At 41.1% G+C, this 17,792-nt stretch carries 17 protein-coding genes and 1 riboswitch; of the genes, 9 read left to right on the top strand and 8 right to left on the bottom strand.

What is annotated here, in order from left to right; genetic code table 11:
- Positions 1–27 precede the first annotated feature (27 nt).
- The gene (locus PU629_RS10765) at positions 28–645 is read right to left on the bottom strand and encodes a DUF47 domain-containing protein (RefSeq protein ID WP_275284251.1); all 618 of its coding nucleotides are present in this window, start codon (positions 643–645) and stop codon (positions 28–30) included.
- 298 nt (positions 646–943) lie between these two features.
- Here PU629_RS10765 and PU629_RS10770 point away from each other — a divergent pair, with 298 nt between their 5' ends.
- The 3 genes from PU629_RS10770 to PU629_RS10780 all read left to right on the top strand — a co-directional run bounded on the left by PU629_RS10770 (position 944) and on the right by PU629_RS10780 (position 2,632).
- The gene (locus PU629_RS10770) at positions 944–1,117 is read left to right on the top strand and encodes a hypothetical protein (protein ID WP_275284252.1); all 174 of its coding nucleotides are present in this window, start codon (positions 944–946) and stop codon (positions 1,115–1,117) included.
- Between the two features lie 177 nt (positions 1,118–1,294).
- Positions 1,295–1,450 (top strand): hypothetical protein, encoded by a 156-nt coding sequence (locus tag PU629_RS10775; protein WP_275284253.1) that lies wholly within the window; start codon positions 1,295–1,297, stop codon positions 1,448–1,450.
- A 201-nt stretch (positions 1,451–1,651) separates the two neighbouring features.
- Complete coding sequence (locus PU629_RS10780) at positions 1,652–2,632, top strand: aldo/keto reductase (protein WP_275284254.1); 981 nt, start codon at positions 1,652–1,654, stop codon at positions 2,630–2,632.
- A 979-nt stretch (positions 2,633–3,611) separates the two neighbouring features.
- Here PU629_RS10780 and PU629_RS10785 read toward each other — a convergent pair.
- Both PU629_RS10785 and PU629_RS10790 read right to left on the bottom strand, forming a co-directional pair.
- Positions 3,612–4,343, bottom strand: a complete 732-nt coding sequence (locus PU629_RS10785) for a DsbA family oxidoreductase (RefSeq protein WP_275284255.1) — start codon at positions 4,341–4,343, stop codon at positions 3,612–3,614.
- 183 nt (positions 4,344–4,526) lie between these two features.
- A complete protein-coding gene (locus PU629_RS10790) occupies positions 4,527–4,709 on the bottom strand; it encodes a hypothetical protein (protein WP_275284256.1) in 183 nt (60 codons plus the stop codon).
- 208 nt (positions 4,710–4,917) lie between these two features.
- Between PU629_RS10790 and PU629_RS22595 the strand changes: the two genes are divergently transcribed.
- The 3 genes from PU629_RS22595 (at position 4,918) to PU629_RS10800 (ending at position 7,582) form a co-directional block, all read left to right on the top strand.
- Positions 4,918–5,061: an RAxF-45 family protein gene (locus tag PU629_RS22595; protein ID WP_481900491.1), complete on the top strand. Its 144-nt coding sequence runs from the start codon at positions 4,918–4,920 to the stop codon at positions 5,059–5,061.
- A 125-nt stretch (positions 5,062–5,186) separates the two neighbouring features.
- On the top strand, positions 5,187–7,070 hold the full coding sequence (gene abc-f, locus PU629_RS10795) for a ribosomal protection-like ABC-F family protein (RefSeq protein WP_275284257.1): 1,884 nt from the start codon (positions 5,187–5,189) through the stop codon (positions 7,068–7,070).
- A gap of 368 nt (positions 7,071–7,438) precedes the next feature.
- Positions 7,439–7,582: a hypothetical protein gene (locus PU629_RS10800; RefSeq protein ID WP_275284258.1), complete on the top strand. Its 144-nt coding sequence runs from the start codon at positions 7,439–7,441 to the stop codon at positions 7,580–7,582.
- Positions 7,583–7,694: 112 nt separating this feature from the next.
- On the opposite strand, the gene PU629_RS10805 is transcribed toward PU629_RS10800, so the two are convergent.
- The 3 genes from PU629_RS10805 to selD all read right to left on the bottom strand — a co-directional run bounded on the left by PU629_RS10805 (position 7,695) and on the right by selD (position 11,262).
- The gene (locus PU629_RS10805; protein WP_275284259.1) at positions 7,695–8,759 is read right to left on the bottom strand and encodes a phosphodiester glycosidase family protein; all 1,065 of its coding nucleotides are present in this window, start codon (positions 8,757–8,759) and stop codon (positions 7,695–7,697) included.
- A gap of 312 nt (positions 8,760–9,071) precedes the next feature.
- The gene (gene mnmH / locus PU629_RS10810) at positions 9,072–10,109 is read right to left on the bottom strand and encodes a tRNA 2-selenouridine(34) synthase MnmH (RefSeq protein WP_275284398.1); all 1,038 of its coding nucleotides are present in this window, start codon (positions 10,107–10,109) and stop codon (positions 9,072–9,074) included.
- A gap of 103 nt (positions 10,110–10,212) precedes the next feature.
- On the bottom strand, positions 10,213–11,262 hold the full coding sequence (gene selD / locus PU629_RS10815; RefSeq protein WP_275284260.1) for a selenide, water dikinase SelD: 1,050 nt from the start codon (positions 11,260–11,262) through the stop codon (positions 10,213–10,215).
- Between the two features lie 518 nt (positions 11,263–11,780).
- On the opposite strand from selD, the gene PU629_RS10820 reads away from it, so the two are divergent.
- Positions 11,781–13,082 carry a glucosaminidase domain-containing protein gene (locus PU629_RS10820; RefSeq protein ID WP_275284261.1) on the top strand — a complete coding sequence of 434 codons (1,302 nt, stop codon included), beginning with the start codon at positions 11,781–11,783 and terminating at the stop codon, positions 13,080–13,082.
- Between the two features lie 366 nt (positions 13,083–13,448).
- On the opposite strand, the gene PU629_RS10825 is transcribed toward PU629_RS10820, so the two are convergent.
- Entirely contained in the window at positions 13,449–13,847 is a 399-nt protein-coding gene (locus tag PU629_RS10825) for a hypothetical protein (protein ID WP_275284262.1), read from the bottom strand.
- Positions 13,848–13,854: 7 nt separating this feature from the next.
- Positions 13,855–14,334 carry a hypothetical protein gene (locus PU629_RS10830; protein ID WP_275284263.1) on the bottom strand — a complete coding sequence of 160 codons (480 nt, stop codon included), beginning with the start codon at positions 14,332–14,334 and terminating at the stop codon, positions 13,855–13,857.
- A gap of 279 nt (positions 14,335–14,613) precedes the next feature.
- On the opposite strand from PU629_RS10830, the gene PU629_RS10835 reads away from it, so the two are divergent.
- Both PU629_RS10835 and PU629_RS10840 read left to right on the top strand, forming a co-directional pair.
- On the top strand, positions 14,614–15,819 hold the full coding sequence (locus PU629_RS10835) for an amidase (RefSeq protein ID WP_275284264.1): 1,206 nt from the start codon (positions 14,614–14,616) through the stop codon (positions 15,817–15,819).
- Positions 15,820–16,295: 476 nt separating this feature from the next.
- Positions 16,296–16,396: riboswitch (purine riboswitch) on the top strand.
- A gap of 52 nt (positions 16,397–16,448) precedes the next feature.
- Positions 16,449–17,786 (top strand): 5'-deoxyadenosine deaminase, encoded by a 1,338-nt coding sequence (locus PU629_RS10840; protein WP_275284399.1) that lies wholly within the window; start codon positions 16,449–16,451, stop codon positions 17,784–17,786.
- Positions 17,787–17,792 lie beyond the last annotated feature (6 nt).

The following is a 17,792-nucleotide window of genomic DNA, read 5'->3' on the forward strand; positions in this document are numbered from 1 at the left end:
TAAGTAAATCTTATTGTTGGAGTATTCTTAACCGTTTTTCATGATAATCGATTCGAGCTTGTTAGCTACGGCTTGGCAAGCATCAGCCACTTCTTCAAGTTCTTCATAAATTTCTTTATATTGGATGATCCGAATTGCATCCTTTTCATTTTTAAACAAATGTTTAATGGATTCGCGAAGAATATCATCGCATTTGGATTCATAATCTTTAATTTTAATGGCATGCTCACGAATTTTTAACAGCTTTCTTGAAGAGAGCATCTCAACAGCGGTTTCTATTTCATCTGTACACTTTAAGATCGTTGAAACAAACCGCTCCATAAAGGAATCAGCTTTCGTAATTTCGTACATTTCAAACAGAGCTGAGGTTTGTTCCAGTCCATCTAAGACATCATCCATGCTCATGGCGAGGCTCAAAATATCTTCGCGGTCAATAGTCGTAATAAAGGCATTGTTGAGATCTTTTATTAGATCATGGACATAATTATCGCCTTTTGTTTCATAATCCTTCATTTTTTGATAAAAGGTATTGACACTATTCTCATCTGTCAATTTATAATCTGAAAAAAAGGTGGCACTTTCTTTTAGATTAATTGACATATCAGTCAAGTATGTAATAAATTTATCTTTCTTTTTTAAAGCCATGTAAGTAACCTCCATCATTTCATTTACAAAACCTTAATTATATTAACGGATCTTTTTGAGTTTGAATATGGTTTTTACAAAAACTAAACATAAAATTTACAATCGAAGCGTATAATTTACAATTCATCTAACTATAATACTCTGAGAATTAGCCCTTTCACCCTTGTTAGAAACCCTCTCTCTTTGTATTTTAACTAAAATAGTTCATTTGTATGTAAGAAAAGAAATGGTTGGCAACTCTTGATTATTAAAGGACTCGTTGTATGATAGAGATATATTAGGATAAGGGGATCATCTAATGTCAGAAAAGAAAAAAGTGAATCTTGCAGAAGCAATGAAACAAAAGCTGGCGGAAAAGAAGCAGCAGCAAACACAAGGTAAGAATGGGACAGGCTTTGGCAATCAGAAGCAAACGATGAAATCACAGCAATTTAAAAAAGTCAGCAATACAAGAAGAAAAATGGGAAGTTAAGCGTAAAAGATTCCTTATAACAAGCAGTCCTGTATGTTGCAGGGCTGCTTGTTTGCTTATAACCGACCGATGTCACCTGCGGCTTGTAAAGTGTCTAATTTGCAATATGTCTAAGCAAATATGCTTTTCTTACGTAACATGATGGAAAGCAGTCCTATTTAACAAGAGGTGATATAAATGACTAATTTTGGAGGGCCTTTTGGATGGGGACCTGGTGTTAGACCCCCTATGTATGGCTATCCACCTTTTAATAATCAAGGCTTTGGATTTGGCCCGCCAGCAGGAGTCGGCAATAACGTTTTGTTTCCAGCAATGTTTTTATTACTATTCTAGGGCGGGATTACCTATCAAAGAAGGTGCTTGAAGCTCTTCATCGGTTCATTAATTCGAAGCGGCTTCAAACTTCTTTGATTTTTTTCAGTCAGTATGAGCATGAATACACTCTTTTTTCAATCCGTTTGTTAAAATAGAAGGGACATTTACTTACATAGCTTGTGCTCTTTAAAATGACTTGACCAGAAAGAGGGATGATGAATGGAGTACGTAAAACTTGGTAGAACGGGAATGGAAGTCTCACGTTTATGCTTAGGCTGTATGAGTTTCGGTGTTCCTGAGCGCGGGAATCATCAATGGGTTCTCGATGAAGAAAAGAGTCGACCGATTATTAAACGTGCGATTGAACTCGGCATTAACTTCTTTGATACGGCAAATGTGTATTCTGAAGGGACAAGTGAAGAAATTGTTGGAAGAGCGCTAAAAGATTTTGCACGCCGTGATGAGATTGTCCTTGCGACCAAAGTACATGGCGTGATGCATAAAGGCCCTAATGGCGGTGGGCTTTCACGAAAAGCGATTATGCAGGAAATCGATAATAGCTTAATGAGACTGGGCACGGATTATGTGGATCTTTATCAGATACATCGCTGGGATTACAGCACACCAATCGAAGAAACCATGGAAGCTTTACATGACGTTGTAAAGGCAGGGAAAGCAAGATATATTGGCGCCTCTTCCATGTATGCTTGGCAATTCGCCAAAGCCTTGCACGTTGCTGAGAAAAATGGTTGGACTCGGTTTGTTTCGATGCAGAATTATTTGAATCTCCTTTACCGTGAAGAAGAGCGCGAGATGCTCCCTTTATGTAAAGATGAGGGGATTGGGGTTATTCCATGGAGTCCAATGGCGCGCGGCAAATTGACACGTGACTGGGATGATAAAAGCTATCGATCTGAAACAGATGAATTTGGAAAATATTTATATTCTCAGACGCACGAAGCAGACCGACAAGTGGTTGCGCGTGTAGCAGAGATTGCGGCTGAAAGAGGAATTCCTCGTGCACAAGTAGCGCTTGCCTGGGTCCTCCAAAAAGAACCTGTCACCGCTCCAATTATAGGAACAACAAAAATGAGCCATTTAGAGGATGCCGTGAGCGGTCTTTCTGTCCAATTAACCGCGGATGAAATTGCTCGTCTTGAAGAACCGTATATCCCTCATCCGGTTCTAGGTCACCAATAATTGAATAAAAAGCCCTTTAGAAATAAGAGATTATTTCTGGAGGGCTTTTTAAATTAAAATAACCTGGCAGACCAAGGAGGGGGGAAGTGAGCGAAATCCAAGAAGGTTTTTCATTTATCCAAGAAGGTCGCCAAAAAATCCGAGAAGCTTGGCCAAAAATCCTAAAAGGTTAGCTCAAAATCAAAGAAGCTCACCCACACATTCATGTGAGCGAGCGAAATCCAAGAAGGTTCCCCATATATCCAAGAAGGTCGCCAAAAAATCTAAGAAGCTTGGCCAAAAATCCTAAAAGGTTAGCTCAAAATCAAAGAAGCTCACTCATATGTTCATGTGAGCGAGCGAAATCCAAGAAGGTTCCGCATATATCCAAGAAGGTCGCCAAAAAATCCGAGAAGCTTGGCCAAAAACCCTAAAAGGTCCGCCAAAAATCAAAGAAGCTCACTCATACATTCATGTGAGCGAGCGAAATCCAAGAAGGTTCCCCATATATCCAAGAAGGTTCCCCATATATCCAAGAAGGTCGCCAAAAAATCCAAGAAGCTTGTCCAAAAATCCTAAAAGGTTAGCTCAAAATCAAAGAAGCTCACTCACACATTCATGTGAGCGAGCGAAATCCAAGAAGGTTCCCCATATATCCAAGAAGGTCACCAAAAAATCCGAGAAGCTTGTCCAAAAATCCTAAAAGGTTAGCTCAAAATCAAAGAAGCTCACTCATACGTTCATGTGAGCGAGCGAAATCCAAGAAGGTTCCGCATATATCCAAGAAGGTCGCCAAAAAATCCGAGAAGCTTGGCCAAAAAACCTAAAAGGTTAGCTCAAAATCAAAGAAGCTCACCCACACATTCATGTGAGTGAGCGAAATCCAAGAAGGTTCCCCATATATCCAAGAAGGTCGCCAAAAAATCCAAGAAGCTTGTCCAAAAATCCTAAAAGGTCCGCCAAAAATCAAAGAAGCTCCACTCTGTGAGATTGGTTCGGTTTAGTTTTCGGCTTTTGGCGTCGGGATCGCACAGCTATCATCTGCACAGACATCGGCGTCCGTACTGCCAAAGGTTTTAAGCGTTGGAGCAGGGTGCTCTTCTTGCCAAATTTGATTTAATGCGCCAACAAAAGTCTCAAGCGGTTGTGCCCCTGAGATCGCGTATTTGCGATTGACGACAAAGAAAGGAACACCTTGGACACCAATCGCTTGGGCCTCCTCAATGTCTTTTTGAACATCTGCTAAGTAAGCATCAGGTGTGTTTAACACTTTAGAAGCGGATTCGCGGTCAATCCCTGCCTTTTCTGCGAGGTCTAATAACGTGTTAGGGTCTCCGATATTTTTACCATCAGTAAAATAACCTTTTAAAAGCAAATTGGTAAGAGCATGTTCCTTGTCTAATGATTTGGCAAGCTTGGCTAATCGGTGAGCATCCAATGTGTTGGTCGGTTTCATGATCTCATAATTGAAATCTAAACCGATCTCTGCGGCTTGTTGGATTAAGCTTTCATTCATCTTTTTGACCTGTTCAACGGTTGAGCCGAATTTTGCAGCTAGGACTTCATAGATGCTTTTCTCTGAGTAGGCTTCAGCGTGAGGATCCAACTGGAAGCTTTTATAGATCACTTCAACTTCCTCTTTATGCGGAAATCGGCTGATTGCCATTTCTAGGCGCTGCTTACCTATATAACAAAACGGACAAACAAAGTCTGACCATAATTCAATTTTCATATAAAACACCTCTAATTTTTTAAGTTACTTTACATTCTAACACAACTAGAGAAAGGTTAGCCGATCGATGCTTAAAAGATGCCCGACTAATTTGACGGATGACCTAAGCGTGAATATATTAGAGGTGAAAAAACAGACGCTCACCGGGTGAAAACCTGCTTTCACCTGATGAGCGCTTTTGCTTCATTCGCTGTCTTTAACGACTTCATCTTCTTGATCGGAGCGGTTTTTAAAGGCCTCATAAGTAGCGAAATCGGCTACTTCATTCATTGGTTCACCGGGTTCTTTTTCTTCTGTTACGGTGTTTTTTGGGAAGGCTCCAGGGTGATTTTTCCGCTTATGATTAAAACTCTTGCCTGTGCTCATAGCATGTTCACTCCTTTCAAAGGATAGGCTTAGTTTTGGCTAACATGGGAAAAATATGATGTGGAATTAAGCACCAAATGTCGTGATTGAGAGAAGTCTAGAAAACCTCGACTTAAATCAAACAGTTATCCGTTAAGAGTTGAATTTACTTCAAAAGCGTGATAAATTAGAAATATATATACAGATTAAATAAAGGAGGTGTGGTTAAGTGAACGGGTTTACAGATGTTTTGGCACATTGGTTAAGATTTGTTTATATCATTTGTGCGATTTTTCATGCTGTTTTCATCAAAGGGGGTAGTCTGCCCTTTTTTAGACAACAGCATATGAAATCTGTAACCAGTGAAGCTTAACCCGCTTAGACGTTTATTTAATGACGGATGAGGAAGGACTGGTTCCTTCCTTTTTGTTTTTTAAACTAAATCATTAGCCATGGGTAGGTCTCTCTGCTCATGGCTTTTTTTATGAGGTGAAAATCATGATTCGATTGCATAAGGTATCGAAATCGTTTGGCGGCAATCCTGTTTTTGAAGAGATGACGTTAGAAGTGAATCAATCGGAACGAGTTGGGATTGTCGGGCGAAATGGAACAGGAAAAACAACCCTTTTCAAACTCATTGCAAGTATGGAAAAACCGGATAAAGGAAATGTTTTCGTAAAAAAAGGATTGAAAATAGGCTATTTAGCGCAAATACCGGATTTTTCAGCGGATACGACTGTCTATCAGGTCCTTCAGTTGGCTTTTTCTGACTTACTCGATCTGCAGGAACAACTTAATGCGTGTGAGGTTAACATGGCAACCGCTTCTTCCGATAAGCAGTTAGCTAAACTATTGGAGAAATACGGACCGCTTCAAGAAGAATTTCAGCGATTAGGTGGGTATGAAGTTGATCATTTAATTAATCAAGTGCTTTATGGATTAGCGATTCATGAGTTGAAGGACCATTTATTTAGTGAGTTAAGTGGCGGTCAACAGACAAAGGTCAGTCTTGGTCATTTATTATTAACAAAACCGGATCTGCTTTTACTTGATGAACCAACGAACCATTTGGACCTCACAACCGTTGAATGGTTAGAGAGTTATTTGCAGGCTTATGAAGGCACCATGCTCATCATTTCACATGACCGTTCGTTTTTAGATGAGGTGGTGACCAAAATTGTCGAGATTGAGGAAGGCAATTGTCATAGTTATCAAGGCAATTATTCTTATTATGTTATTGAAAGAGAAAGACGATTGCTGGCGGAATTTGCTGCCTATCAAGAACAGCAAAAGAAAATTCAGAAGATGAAGGAAACCATCAAACGCCTTAAAGAATGGGCAAATCAAGCGAATCCTCCTAATGATGGCATGCACAGACGCGCGAAGAGTATGGAAAAGGCATTAGAGCGTATGGAAAAACTCAATCGACCCATTATTAATCCGAAGCAAATGAATTTAGAATTTGAACTAAACGAAAGAAGCGGGAAGGATGTTCTTTATTTGGAGAAGGTGACCCATGGATTTGATAACGCACCTTTATTTGAAAATCTTGCTCTTCATATCCAATATAAAGAGCATGTCGCGATTGTCGGGCAAAACGGAAGTGGAAAATCCACATTACTCAAATTCATCACACAGGAATTGGTACCATCTGATGGGAGAGTGAAATTAGGGACGGGGATAAAGATCGGTTATCTCTCGCAGCATGTCTTCTTAAAAGAATCAATGAAGACGGTGATTGAAGCCTTTAGAGAAGAAGTGAGTGTGACAGTAGGGGAGGCACGTCATCTCTTAGCTAAATTCTTATTTTATGGGGAAACGGTATTCCGTCCGATCGGTTCTCTAAGCGGCGGTGAACGGATGAGGTTAAAACTTGCACAACTTATGCACCAAGATATTAATTTTCTTGTTCTCGATGAACCGACCAATCATCTGGATATCGAATCAAGGGAGATCCTGGAAGATGCCGTTAATCACTTTTCCGGAACAGTGTTAGCGGTCTCGCATGATCGATTCTTTTTAAATAAGTGCTTCAGCATCACGTATTGGCTGGAAAACAAGCACCTCATTCGCTTTGAAGGCAGTTATAAAGAAGCCAAAGAAAAAAGAGAGAAAGTAAAAAGGGCTTCAATCCCTGAAACGATACATGCTGAAAAGGCCTCTTCAGGGAAAGCAAGGGTGACTCAAAACATAAGTCTCGAAACAATCGAACAAGCCATAGTCGATACGGAACTAGAGATTGACGGCATTAAAAAACAAATGCAGGTCGCCGGAGTCGAGTTACAAAGATTATCTCAACTTCAGATGGAACTAGAAAGGATGGCAATAAGACGCGATGATTTTTATTTGCAATTAGAAGAAAAGATGAAGGAATCGAACTAGGTAAGTGAAGGCAAAAATGAATACAAAAGTATAATTCTCTTTAAAAATGGGGGATTATACCTCTTTACATTTGTGAGCGTAAATAGTATTTCCGATTGATTGGAGTGGTAGGCACGAGTCACTTGCTAAAAAAGCACCTGCTGAAAATCACGCAGAGAATGTTTCCAAGGCAGCTGAAGAATTGTTACGGAAAGCGGGTGAAATCAACGGTCGGATTTTCTGTTTACTAATAAAACGAGATCGCTTCTTTCTAATTGTCACAAGAAAGTTTTAAAAAGATGTATTTTGAATATATATTTATGGTGATTTTTTAACGAATGTCGTAAGATGAAATAAGAAGAACTCTTTTAGTAAAAGGGGCAAGTTTAATGGCGAAAGATTTTATCGAAGATCGGATCAACCATATTAAACAATCCATTGAATGCCTACAAGAGCAAAATGGCTCTCCTGAATTACTTAGTGAGGCACAAGAATTTCTAGCAGAACTTGAAAAACTAAAAAGTGTAAAATGATCGATAAGTCCATCAAATGCCAAAAAAACTTGCCTGAACAAGAAAAAACGACACGTCAATTGACGTGTCGTTTTTTTAAAAGAAATACCACAAACTAAACCCGATTTTTCGATTAATTTGGAATGACCACCCATGCATTCGGTAAGTAACGCATCCCGATACTTGTTTGTGTAGCAGGCTTTAAGAGTAATTGTCCGTTATTAATCATCGTAGTCGAACCGCCGCCATCCATGGAAATCGCATTCTTAACATGATAAGTCTCCATAAGATGTTCCATATCTGACATGGAGGCACCTCGGTGCGTTTTGTTCCAATAAAAACGGCCATCCGTAATAATCATGACGACCTTGCCGTCTTCCGCTTGGCCGATGGCGGTACGCGGCGCCCAACCCCAGGCGGCATCGATGGAAGAGGTCACTTGATTTTTCCCATCGACGATAAGCTGCGGGCCAAAACTAACGGCTTCCGTAACACCTAATTTCATTAATTGATTCACCGAATAATTTCCGGTAATAAATTGGCCATCGCTTAAGAAAGCACCAACGAGTTCAGCTTTATCTCGACCAGCGCTAGGGACATCTAATACTTTTCCTTCACTGATGACAATCCCAATCACTTGACCGCCAGATCCCGTTCCACCTTTATCAACGAATCCTCCAGCGTTAATTCCTGCTACGCCGTTATTTTCTTTAATAATATCAGACAAGCCTTGTCCTTGATCTTTAAGCTGCGAAGGGACAAGGTGTACAGTGGTAGGGTCTGGAATGATCAAAACCTTAGCGGTATAATTTTGTGTTTCAATCGTATCGACTTTAATCGCTTGATTTTGTTTTTTCTTTTTGTAATCGAGCGGTAACGTTTTTTGATTAATCGTGGTTTGCTTGGTTGGCGGGTGTTTCGCCAACTTTTTTAGGGCATCTATCTCATTCTGAGGCAGGAGAAATGTCATATATTTTACGTAACGGGCATGCTGTGTAGAAAGCACGGATCCAACTAGCATTTTTCGAAAACTCAAGCCTTGTGGCGTTCCGTACATAAATCCAGCGGTCGACCCGGCTAATATAAAAAGGATGAATATGATTATCCATAGCATCTTTTTTAAACGCTTCGGTTTTTTTCGCTTACTATGGCGCTCAGAGCGTGAATGAACAATTTCATGCTGTGTAGAGGGCTTCATTCTAGCACTCCCTTAAAAAAATAGTAGTCTATCATCGCTTCATTTTACTTCGAAGTGCGAAGAATGACAACCTATTTTAGAGGAAAAAGTTGAATTTTGTCGATTATTTTTGTTAAACCTATTAATTTCAGGTGAGAATGACTGATTCATTCGATCAGTTATAAAGCTTGAAAATGATAGTTGAGATAGCAATTAGCAGAGGTAAAGAGAATGACAATGCGGGTGCTTCTCAAGGAAGAGAGGTGAGAGGGCAACGCTAAAAATTAAGAACCATCCTCAATCATCTATGGATGATCAAGATGGTTCTTAAGGTTAAGGTTGGCGTACAGCCAAATAATCGAGTATTAATTGGGCTGCTTCTGAAATATTAGTCGCTTTAAGCGTGATTTTCTGTTCATCCGGATAGCGTTCAGTCGAATAGTTGTACAAAGGATCATAATAAAATTCTAGAAGCAAGCGAACAGCGGAGGCATAATTTTCCGATATTAAATCTTCTTCAATTTGTTTGGCAATGGGTGTATGAATCCTTTTTTTGATGCGCAAAAAGGCGTCTAAACACATTTCCTTATGCTCCCAAGGCTGGTAATCTTCTAAGATATGACGAATTCTTTCTTCGATTGGCAGTTCGATTAGAATCTGGATACCTTCTTCTTTCTTCTTTACGAGGAAGTCAGGAAGAAGGACCTTACCAATCCGTTTGCTTTCTCCTTCAAACAGAAGGAAGGGTGCATTTTGATGTTGAAACAGTTCTTGGATCAACAAGGCATCAAACGTTTTTTGGTTATGGGGTTCTAAGCCAATCTGGCCGAAGATCGACCCTCTATGATTGGCATAGCCTTCAAGATCCAAGACAGGCAGGCCTTCTTTTTTTAGCTGATGCAGAATTTTTGTTTTTCCAGAACCTGTTTTTCCATTTAATACATATATTTTTTGATGGATTTCAAAGTTGTTCAGTTGCTCAACTACCCAGTTTCGATAGGTGCGGTAGCCGCCCGTTAAACGATAAACATGAATTCCCATTAAGTCCAATACCGTTGCGGTTGTTCTGCTTCTCATTCCGCCGCGCCAGCAGAAGACCGTTTTTCTTCCTTCTATTTTAGAAAATTCATTGACGAAAGAAGGGAGTTTCTTAGACACGATTTCAAGTCCGCGTTCTTTAGCCGCTTCTTTACTCACTTGTTTGTATAGGGTTCCGATTTCAGCTCTTTCATCATCGCTGAAAAAGGGAATATTAAGGCTGCCGGGAATGGTGGCTTCTTTGTATTCTGAAGGAGAACGAACGTCTATGACCGTCATCTCACCGTTATCCTTCAATTCAAGCAAACGTTCCATTGTAATATCTTGAAACACGATTTTCACCTTTTCTTTCTCATCCAATTGGACAATGGCTTTCGTTCATTAGAAAAATCGGCCATTAAGCCGATTTTTTCACAAATGATCTAGTTTTAAACCTTTAGACAACGCGAATGTGGCCAGGATGCTCTTCAGTAACCTCACCGATTATAGCAGCTTCAACACCTGCTGACTGCAAAGCTGATAAGAGCTGGTCAGCTGAAGAACCCTCTACAGAAATTAATAAACCGCCTGATGTGACGGCATCACATAATATCCATTGATCGAGTTGATCCATGTCCTCTGGGAATGTAACAGAACCTTTAAGATGATTATAGTTATTTTTTGTTCCGCCTGGTACGGCACCTGCTTCAGCAAGTTCCTTGACCCTTGGTAGAACGGGAACTTGATCTTTATAGATTGTAAGGCCTAATTGGCTGCCTTTGGCCATTTCTGACGCATGGCCAAGCAGTCCAAATCCAGTCACATCTGTGCAGCCATTGACATTGAAATCTACCATTGTTTCGGCAGCCGTTTTATTTAATGTAGCCATCACATTTGTCACTCGTTTGATTTCCTCTTCTGTTAGAAGCTCTCGTTTAATGGAAGTTGTTAAGATGCCGACACCAATCGGCTTGGTGAGAATTAATTTGTCACCAACCTTAGCTCCTGCATTTGCTCTTACTTTTTTAGGGTGAACGATCCCGGTTACAGCCAAGCCAAACTTAGGCTCTTTATCATCGATTGAATGACCGCCGATTAATGTAACTCCCGCCTCTTTGAGCTTATCTCCGGCCCCGCGGAGGATCTCTGTTAAGATGCTTTTATCTAAAGTGGAGATCGGAAATGCTACAATATTTAAAGCAGTAAGCGGCTTGCCTCCCATTGCATAAATATCACTGATGGCATTTGCCGCTGCAATTTGGCCAAACGAATAAGGGTCGTCGACAATGGGTGTGAAGAAATCAACGGTTTGAACCATGGCTAAATCATCCGTTAATTGATAAACGCCTGCATCGTCACTAGTATCTAAGCCAACTAATAGATTTGGATTTGGAGTTGCAGGTGGAAGCTTTCTTAAAACTTGAGCGAGATCCGCAGGGCCAATTTTACACCCGCAGCCGCCTTTAGTAGTAAGTGAAGTAAGTTTTATTGGAGTCCTATCTGTCATTATAATCAACCTCTCGTGGAAATACTCACTATTTCTATTATAGAACAATCTCGCTTGAAAATAAAAAGGTACGAGTTTATTCGGGTCAAAACTTCTTGGAAAAACTTAGCTTGAGCTATCAAAGGACACCTCACGTGCTTTTTTACATTTATGGGTCACAATAGAGGTCGACGTAAGTTTCTTAAGTGAGCCAAAAATTAAAAAGTTCTTGATAGATAGACTATTAGACCCTGAAATAGAACTGTAATCTATTTATAATCTCTAATAGAAATTCGAGTGTTATAATATGACTAGAGCTGGTGGTTTATGTCGATTTCGATTCAAACTTACGAAACTCTTGTCAGGATGTGATGAAAAAGGATGATAGAAAAGAAGAGTGTTGGCCAATCTGTTCTAAACAATTCGGCCTTCGATAATAGCTTAGCATCAACGTTTAAAGAGGCAGATCCATTTCAGGCGAGTGTCCAAGCCTGTTGTGATCGTTCCGAAAGAAGTTTGCTATTTGCAGAGGGATTCCGATGAAGCGTTGGATGACTTATAGCGCCCTTTCATTCGCCCTCCTTTTAATGAGTCGAACACCCATAGCTCTTGCAGACAGCGGAAGTCAATTAAAGAGCCAAATTAATCAGTTGGATAAAAAAAGGCAATCAACACTTAACGATCTTCAGACGAGTAAAAATAAGCTCAACGCGAATCAAAAGCAACAGGCGTCTGTTATGGATCAAGTTCAAAGCCTTGAAACACAAATTGAGGACTCGACTTATAAAATACAAGTTAAGCAAAATTCAGTTGATACAACGAAAGACACGATTCAAACATTACAAGATAACATTACCGCTCTAAAGAAAAGCATTAGTCAACGAAAAAAGCTGATTAAAGAGCGCGCCAGATCTGTTTATGTGAGCGGCGGATCTAACAGTTATTTGGAATTAGTGCTGAATTCTGCTAATTTTTATGAGCTTGTCAACCGGATTGTTTTTGTTAACAAAATTGCTCAACAAGATCAATCTATACTCAAACAACAGGTTACGGACAATCAGAATCTGCTGAAGGACCAGAAGGCATTACAGGTTACTCTTAATCAATTGAATGAGGACTTAAAAAGTCTTGAGCAGATGAAAGCGGACTTGAACAATAAAAAAGCTCAAGAACAAACCATCTTAAATGGGCTAAAGGATAAGGCGTCTGCGATACAAGAAGCCGTTTCCGAAAAACAAAAGCAGGCTGATCTCTATGCGCAGCAAGAAGCTGCCCATAAAGCCGATCTTTCTAATTGGCAAGCTGAGCAAAAAAAGGCGGCACAAGCGCCCAAAGCTAGCTCAAGCTCAAGTGCGGTGACTTACCAGACATCAGCGTCAGGACTTCCGGGTGTTCTTCAACAATTCGTTCAGTCAGCACAGCAGGTGGAACGTTCTACGGGTGTACCGGCTGCCATTACATTGGCTCAAATTGAATTAGAAAGCGATGCTGGTGGACAATTATCGCAGTTAGCTACTCAAGGTAAAAACTTGTTTGGAATTAAAGGAAAAGGACCGGCTGGGACCATTTATTTACCGACTCATGAAGTAATCGGTGGCATTGAGATTACGATTAATGCTGGATTTAAACGATATAGTACCTATTATCAATCGATAGCTGATCATGCAGCGGTCTTAAACCAATCACGGTATCAGTATTTCTTAAGAAATGCGCATAATTTGCAAGACTATGCTTATGGCATACAAGACGGCGGCTATGCAACTGATCCTAACTATGCCGTTAAATTAATAAGTGTCATTAATGCCTATGGATTAGGCAAGTATGATACAGGAAGTTTTTAATAAGCAAGGCATCCAGTGATTTTTTCATTGGATGTCTTTTTTAGTGTTTAGAAATTATAAAATTCTCGACTTTTGGATACATCGACATTGAAATGTCGTTTTTTGTGCGAAAATAACCTCGCTTTGCGCGGGCACGGCAATACGTCCGCGCAAAGCGAGGGAATCGTCGTTACACGTAAAACGATTAGGCGTAACCAGAATACGCTATCCGCCGCGAATCGGGCCGGAATGTCGAAATAAAGGAATGCCGATACGCCTATTTCGGTTGAGCGTAACGAGGATACGTTAACCTCCGCGAAATGGGACGGAATGCTGAAATAACGGAATGCCGTTACGCCTATTTTGATTGAGCGTAACGAGGATACGCTATCGTCCGCTAAACGGGGCTGAAATGCCGAAATAAAGGAATGCCGTTACGCCTATTTCGATTGAGCGTAACGAGGATTCGCTATCCGCCGCGAATCCGGCCGGAATGCCGAAATAAGGAAATGGCGTTACGCCTATTTCAGTTGAGCGTAACGAGGATACGCTAACCTCCGCGAAATGGGACGGAATGCCGAAATAAAGGAATGCCGTTACGCCTATTTCGATTGAGCGTAACGAGGATATGTTAACCTCCGCGAAATGGGACGGAATGCGGAAATAAAGGACTGATGTTACGCCTATTTCGGTTGAGCGTAACGAGGATACGCTATCCGCCGCGAATCCGGCCGGAATGCCGAAATAAGGAAATGGCGTTACGCCTATTTCAGTTGAGCGTAACATGGATTCGCTATCCGCCGCTAAATGGGGCTGAAATGCCGAAATAAAGGAATGCCGTTACGCCTATTTCGATTGAGCGTAACGAGGATTCGCTATCCGCCGCGAATCCGGCCGGAATGCCGAAATAAGGAAATGGCGTTACGCCTATTTCAGTTGAGCGTAACGAGGATACGCTAACCTCCGCGAAATGGGACGGAATGCCGAAATAAAGGAATGCCGTTACGCCTATTTCGATTGAGCGTAACGAGAATACGCTATCCGCCGCGAATCCGGCCGGAATGCCGAAATAAAGGAATGCCGTTACGCCTATTTCGTTTGAGCGTAACGAGGATTCGCTATCCGCCGCGAATCGGGCCAGAATGCCGAAATAAAGGAATGACGTTACGCCTATTTCGGTTGAGCGTAACCAGAATACGCTATCCCTCTCCCAATTGCCCATTTGAGTCGTTAGGCGTAGCGAGCATTCTCTATTTAACTCGGAACGGCCCATTTTACCCAGGAAGTTGACCAGTAACGTAGCCTAGTTACGCTTCTTATGTTAAAACGGGACGATTTTCCACATTGGTATGACAACCACCCATTTTTGTTAAGTGTTTAAACCTAAAAACAGTGCCCGAGAAAAACTCATAGGTTAAATCTATACTTGGGAAGAAGGGAGTCGCGGCGTTAGCGATTTTGTTCGTGTATTCTTATCAACCGGCGAATAAATTTTCCTTCTTGCCAATAAATTCAAACTATTATTAACTAGAATAAAAGAGAGGGGATTAGAATGATGGATCAATGGAAAGCTTACATAGATACTCGTTTAATGAGATCAGCTGCTGGCTCTGGTGTATTAAATGGACTTAACTTTAGCGTGAAGGATGTCTTTTCTATAAAAAATTACAAGAATAGTGCCGGGAATCCTGATTGGTTAAGGACACATTTTCCTGCCAAAGAAAATGCTGCTGCTATTGATCGTTTATTAAAACAAGGGGCTTCCTTAAAAGGAACGACTCATACAGATGAATTAATGTACAGTTTGAATGGTGAAAACTTTCATTATGGGACGCCTGTCAACCCGATCTCCTCAGATCGCATTCCAGGTGGTTCTTCAAGCGGTTCCGCTGTAGCAGTGGCTGCAGGATGCGTGGATTTTGCGCTTGGGACGGATACAGGCGGGTCGGTCCGCGTTCCATCTGCCTATTGCGGGTTATACGGAATAAGACCAACTCATGGCGCGGTGCCTCTTGCAGGTGTTATTCCGCTATCTAAGAGCTTTGATACGGTAGGTTGGATGACAAAAAATCCGGTTACCTTAAAGAAAGTGGGAGAAACGCTGATTCAACAAGAAGCTAATTCTGAGACCTCAAGGTTTAATCAGCTTTATTTCGATCAAGAAGCTTGGTCTTTCGTCGCTAACGATACGAGGGATATCTTAATTAAAATAAAATCTGTCTTACAAGATTGGGTCACTCACACTGAGTCAATAAGGGTTGCTGATACAGGACTAGCCAATTGGGCAAGTTTATTTAGGATGATACAAGGGCTTGAGATTTGGGCAGAGCATGGTGACTGGATCGAGTCCGTACAGCCTGTTTTCGGACCAGGTATTGCAGAACGATTTCAGTGGACGAGCACACTTGATCAACATCTATATGCTCAAAAACAAGGAGAACGCGAGGCGATTGAGAAGTATTTGACAAATTTATTGGCTAATAATGCCCTTTTAGTGATTCCTACCGCTCCCGGAGAAGCACCGTTAAAAGGTCTAGCAACTGAGGACATGGAAGACGTTCGATCAAAAACGATGCAACTCACCTGTATTGCCGGTCTCGCTGGTTTGCCGCAAGTGACCATCCCGCTTAAAAGCGAGAAGGGTCACGCAATCGGTTTGTCCTTTATTGCTAATAAAAAACAAGACCTTAACTTATTAAATTGGACAGAGAAGTTCATTTCTTATTTAAAAGATAGGAAGATAGCGAGTTTCGATTAAGTGATTCGTATGAAAAAGGGAACGCCTAAAGTTCGATCACTCCATAGTCGCCCTTATTTTGGAGAAGCGTTACGAGAATAGGCAAGGACATGATAATCCGCCCAAAATGACACTGGTATCATGGAATAGGTAATCTCCTGGTAACCATTAATCGTTAAATGAGCCTCAAAAATTCGAAATGGTGAGCACGCTCACCATTTTCTTTTTTTAAAAGGCTCTTTTCTAAAAGATTGTTGCTAGTTGATAAAAAATAGGTGGAAATAGGTGAGACTCCTGCGGGAATAGCAAGCCAGGTGAGACCCCGCAGGCGTATTTTGCCGAGGAGGCTCACGGATTGCCCGCGGAAAGCGAGCTTATTGGAGCCTAAAAAAACAACAAAGTTTACGAAAACAGCATTTAAAAAAAACAATGTAAGGATTTATGACAAAAGTGTTGGTTGATGGTTGGTTCCGCCTTATACTGAGAAAAAATCAATCATTCGTTTATTGTTCTTTTTTCGTATAACCTTAAAAATTGGTTTAAGGGTCTCTAGATAGGAACCGTAAATTCCTATGCTACGAAAAAATATGCCGCTTAAGCTCGCATATTTTTTGGTGGCCTTTTTGTTTTTCCAATAAAGGGGAGAAGGAATCTTGAAAATTCTTATTAAAAATGCTGAGTTCATCACGATGAATGCCAAAGAGGAGATAATCTATGGGGATCTGTTAATTGAAGGTGACCGCATTAAAGCTATGGGGGGTGAGTTGTGCGATCAAGCGGCAGATAAAGTCATTGATGCCAAAGGGAAAACAGTTATTCCTGGATTTATTCAGACACATATTCATCTTTGTCAAACCTTATTTCGCGGTCAGGCAGATGATTTGGAACTGTTAGATTGGCTGAAACAGCGAATTTGGCCGCTCGAAGCTTCACATGATGAAGAGTCCGTTTATTATTCTGCAATGCTTGGAATTGGTGAATTGATCCAAAGCGGGACAACGACGATTATGGATATGGAAACCGTCCATCATACAGATTATGCTTTCCAGGCATTGAGTCAGAGCGGGATACGCGCTTTGTCCGGGAAGGTCATGATGGATAAAGGGGGAGAGGTTCCGACTGGGTTAAGGGAAGTGACGGCACGCTCCCTCCAACAGAGTGTGGATTTGCTGGAAAAATGGCATGGATTTGATAATGGACGTCTGAAGTATGCCTTTTCACCCCGATTTGTGATTTCTTGCACGGAAGAGTTGCTTAAAGAGGTTCAGAGGTTATCAGATTCCTATAAAGTGAACGTTCATACACATGCGTCAGAAAATCGTGGTGAAATAGAAATCGTTCAATTAGAAACCGGGATGCGCAATGTCGTGTATCTTGACCATCTAGGCCTGGCGAACGATCGGTTAATTCTCGCTCATTGTGTTTGGCTGAATGAGGAGGAGAAGAAAATTATTCAGGAGAGAGGGGTTCATGTGAGTCATTGCCCGGGCTCAAACCTTAAGCTCGCTTCTGGGATTGCGGAAACCCCTGATCTTCTTGATCGGCATATTTCTTTAAGTCTTGGAGCAGATGGAGCCCCTTGTAATAATAATCTCGATATGTTTAATGAGATGAGGCTTGCAGCACTCATTCAGAAACCGGCTCATGGTCCCACTTCGATGAACGCTAACACCGTTTTTAAAATGGCGACAATTGGAGGAGCAAGAGCGGTTGGGATGGAGAAGGAAATTGGCAGTCTGGAACCTGGGAAAAAGGCGGATTTGGCGATCTTGAATTTGAATGACTTTCACCTTTACCCTTCTTTTGGCGTTGATCCGGTCTCAAGAATTGTCTATTCTGCAACACGTCATGATGTAGAGACGACCATTATTAACGGTCAAATTGTGATGGAAAATAGGCGGCTAAATACACTTGATCAAGACATAGTTTTAAAAGAGGCCAATCGTTCAATCAAACGAGTTCTTAAAAGGGCTGAAATTCTCGTTTGATTATTT

The organism is Pullulanibacillus sp. KACC 23026 (genome assembly GCF_029094525.1).
Taxonomy (GTDB): Bacteria; Bacillota; Bacilli; order Bacillales; family Sporolactobacillaceae; genus KACC-23026.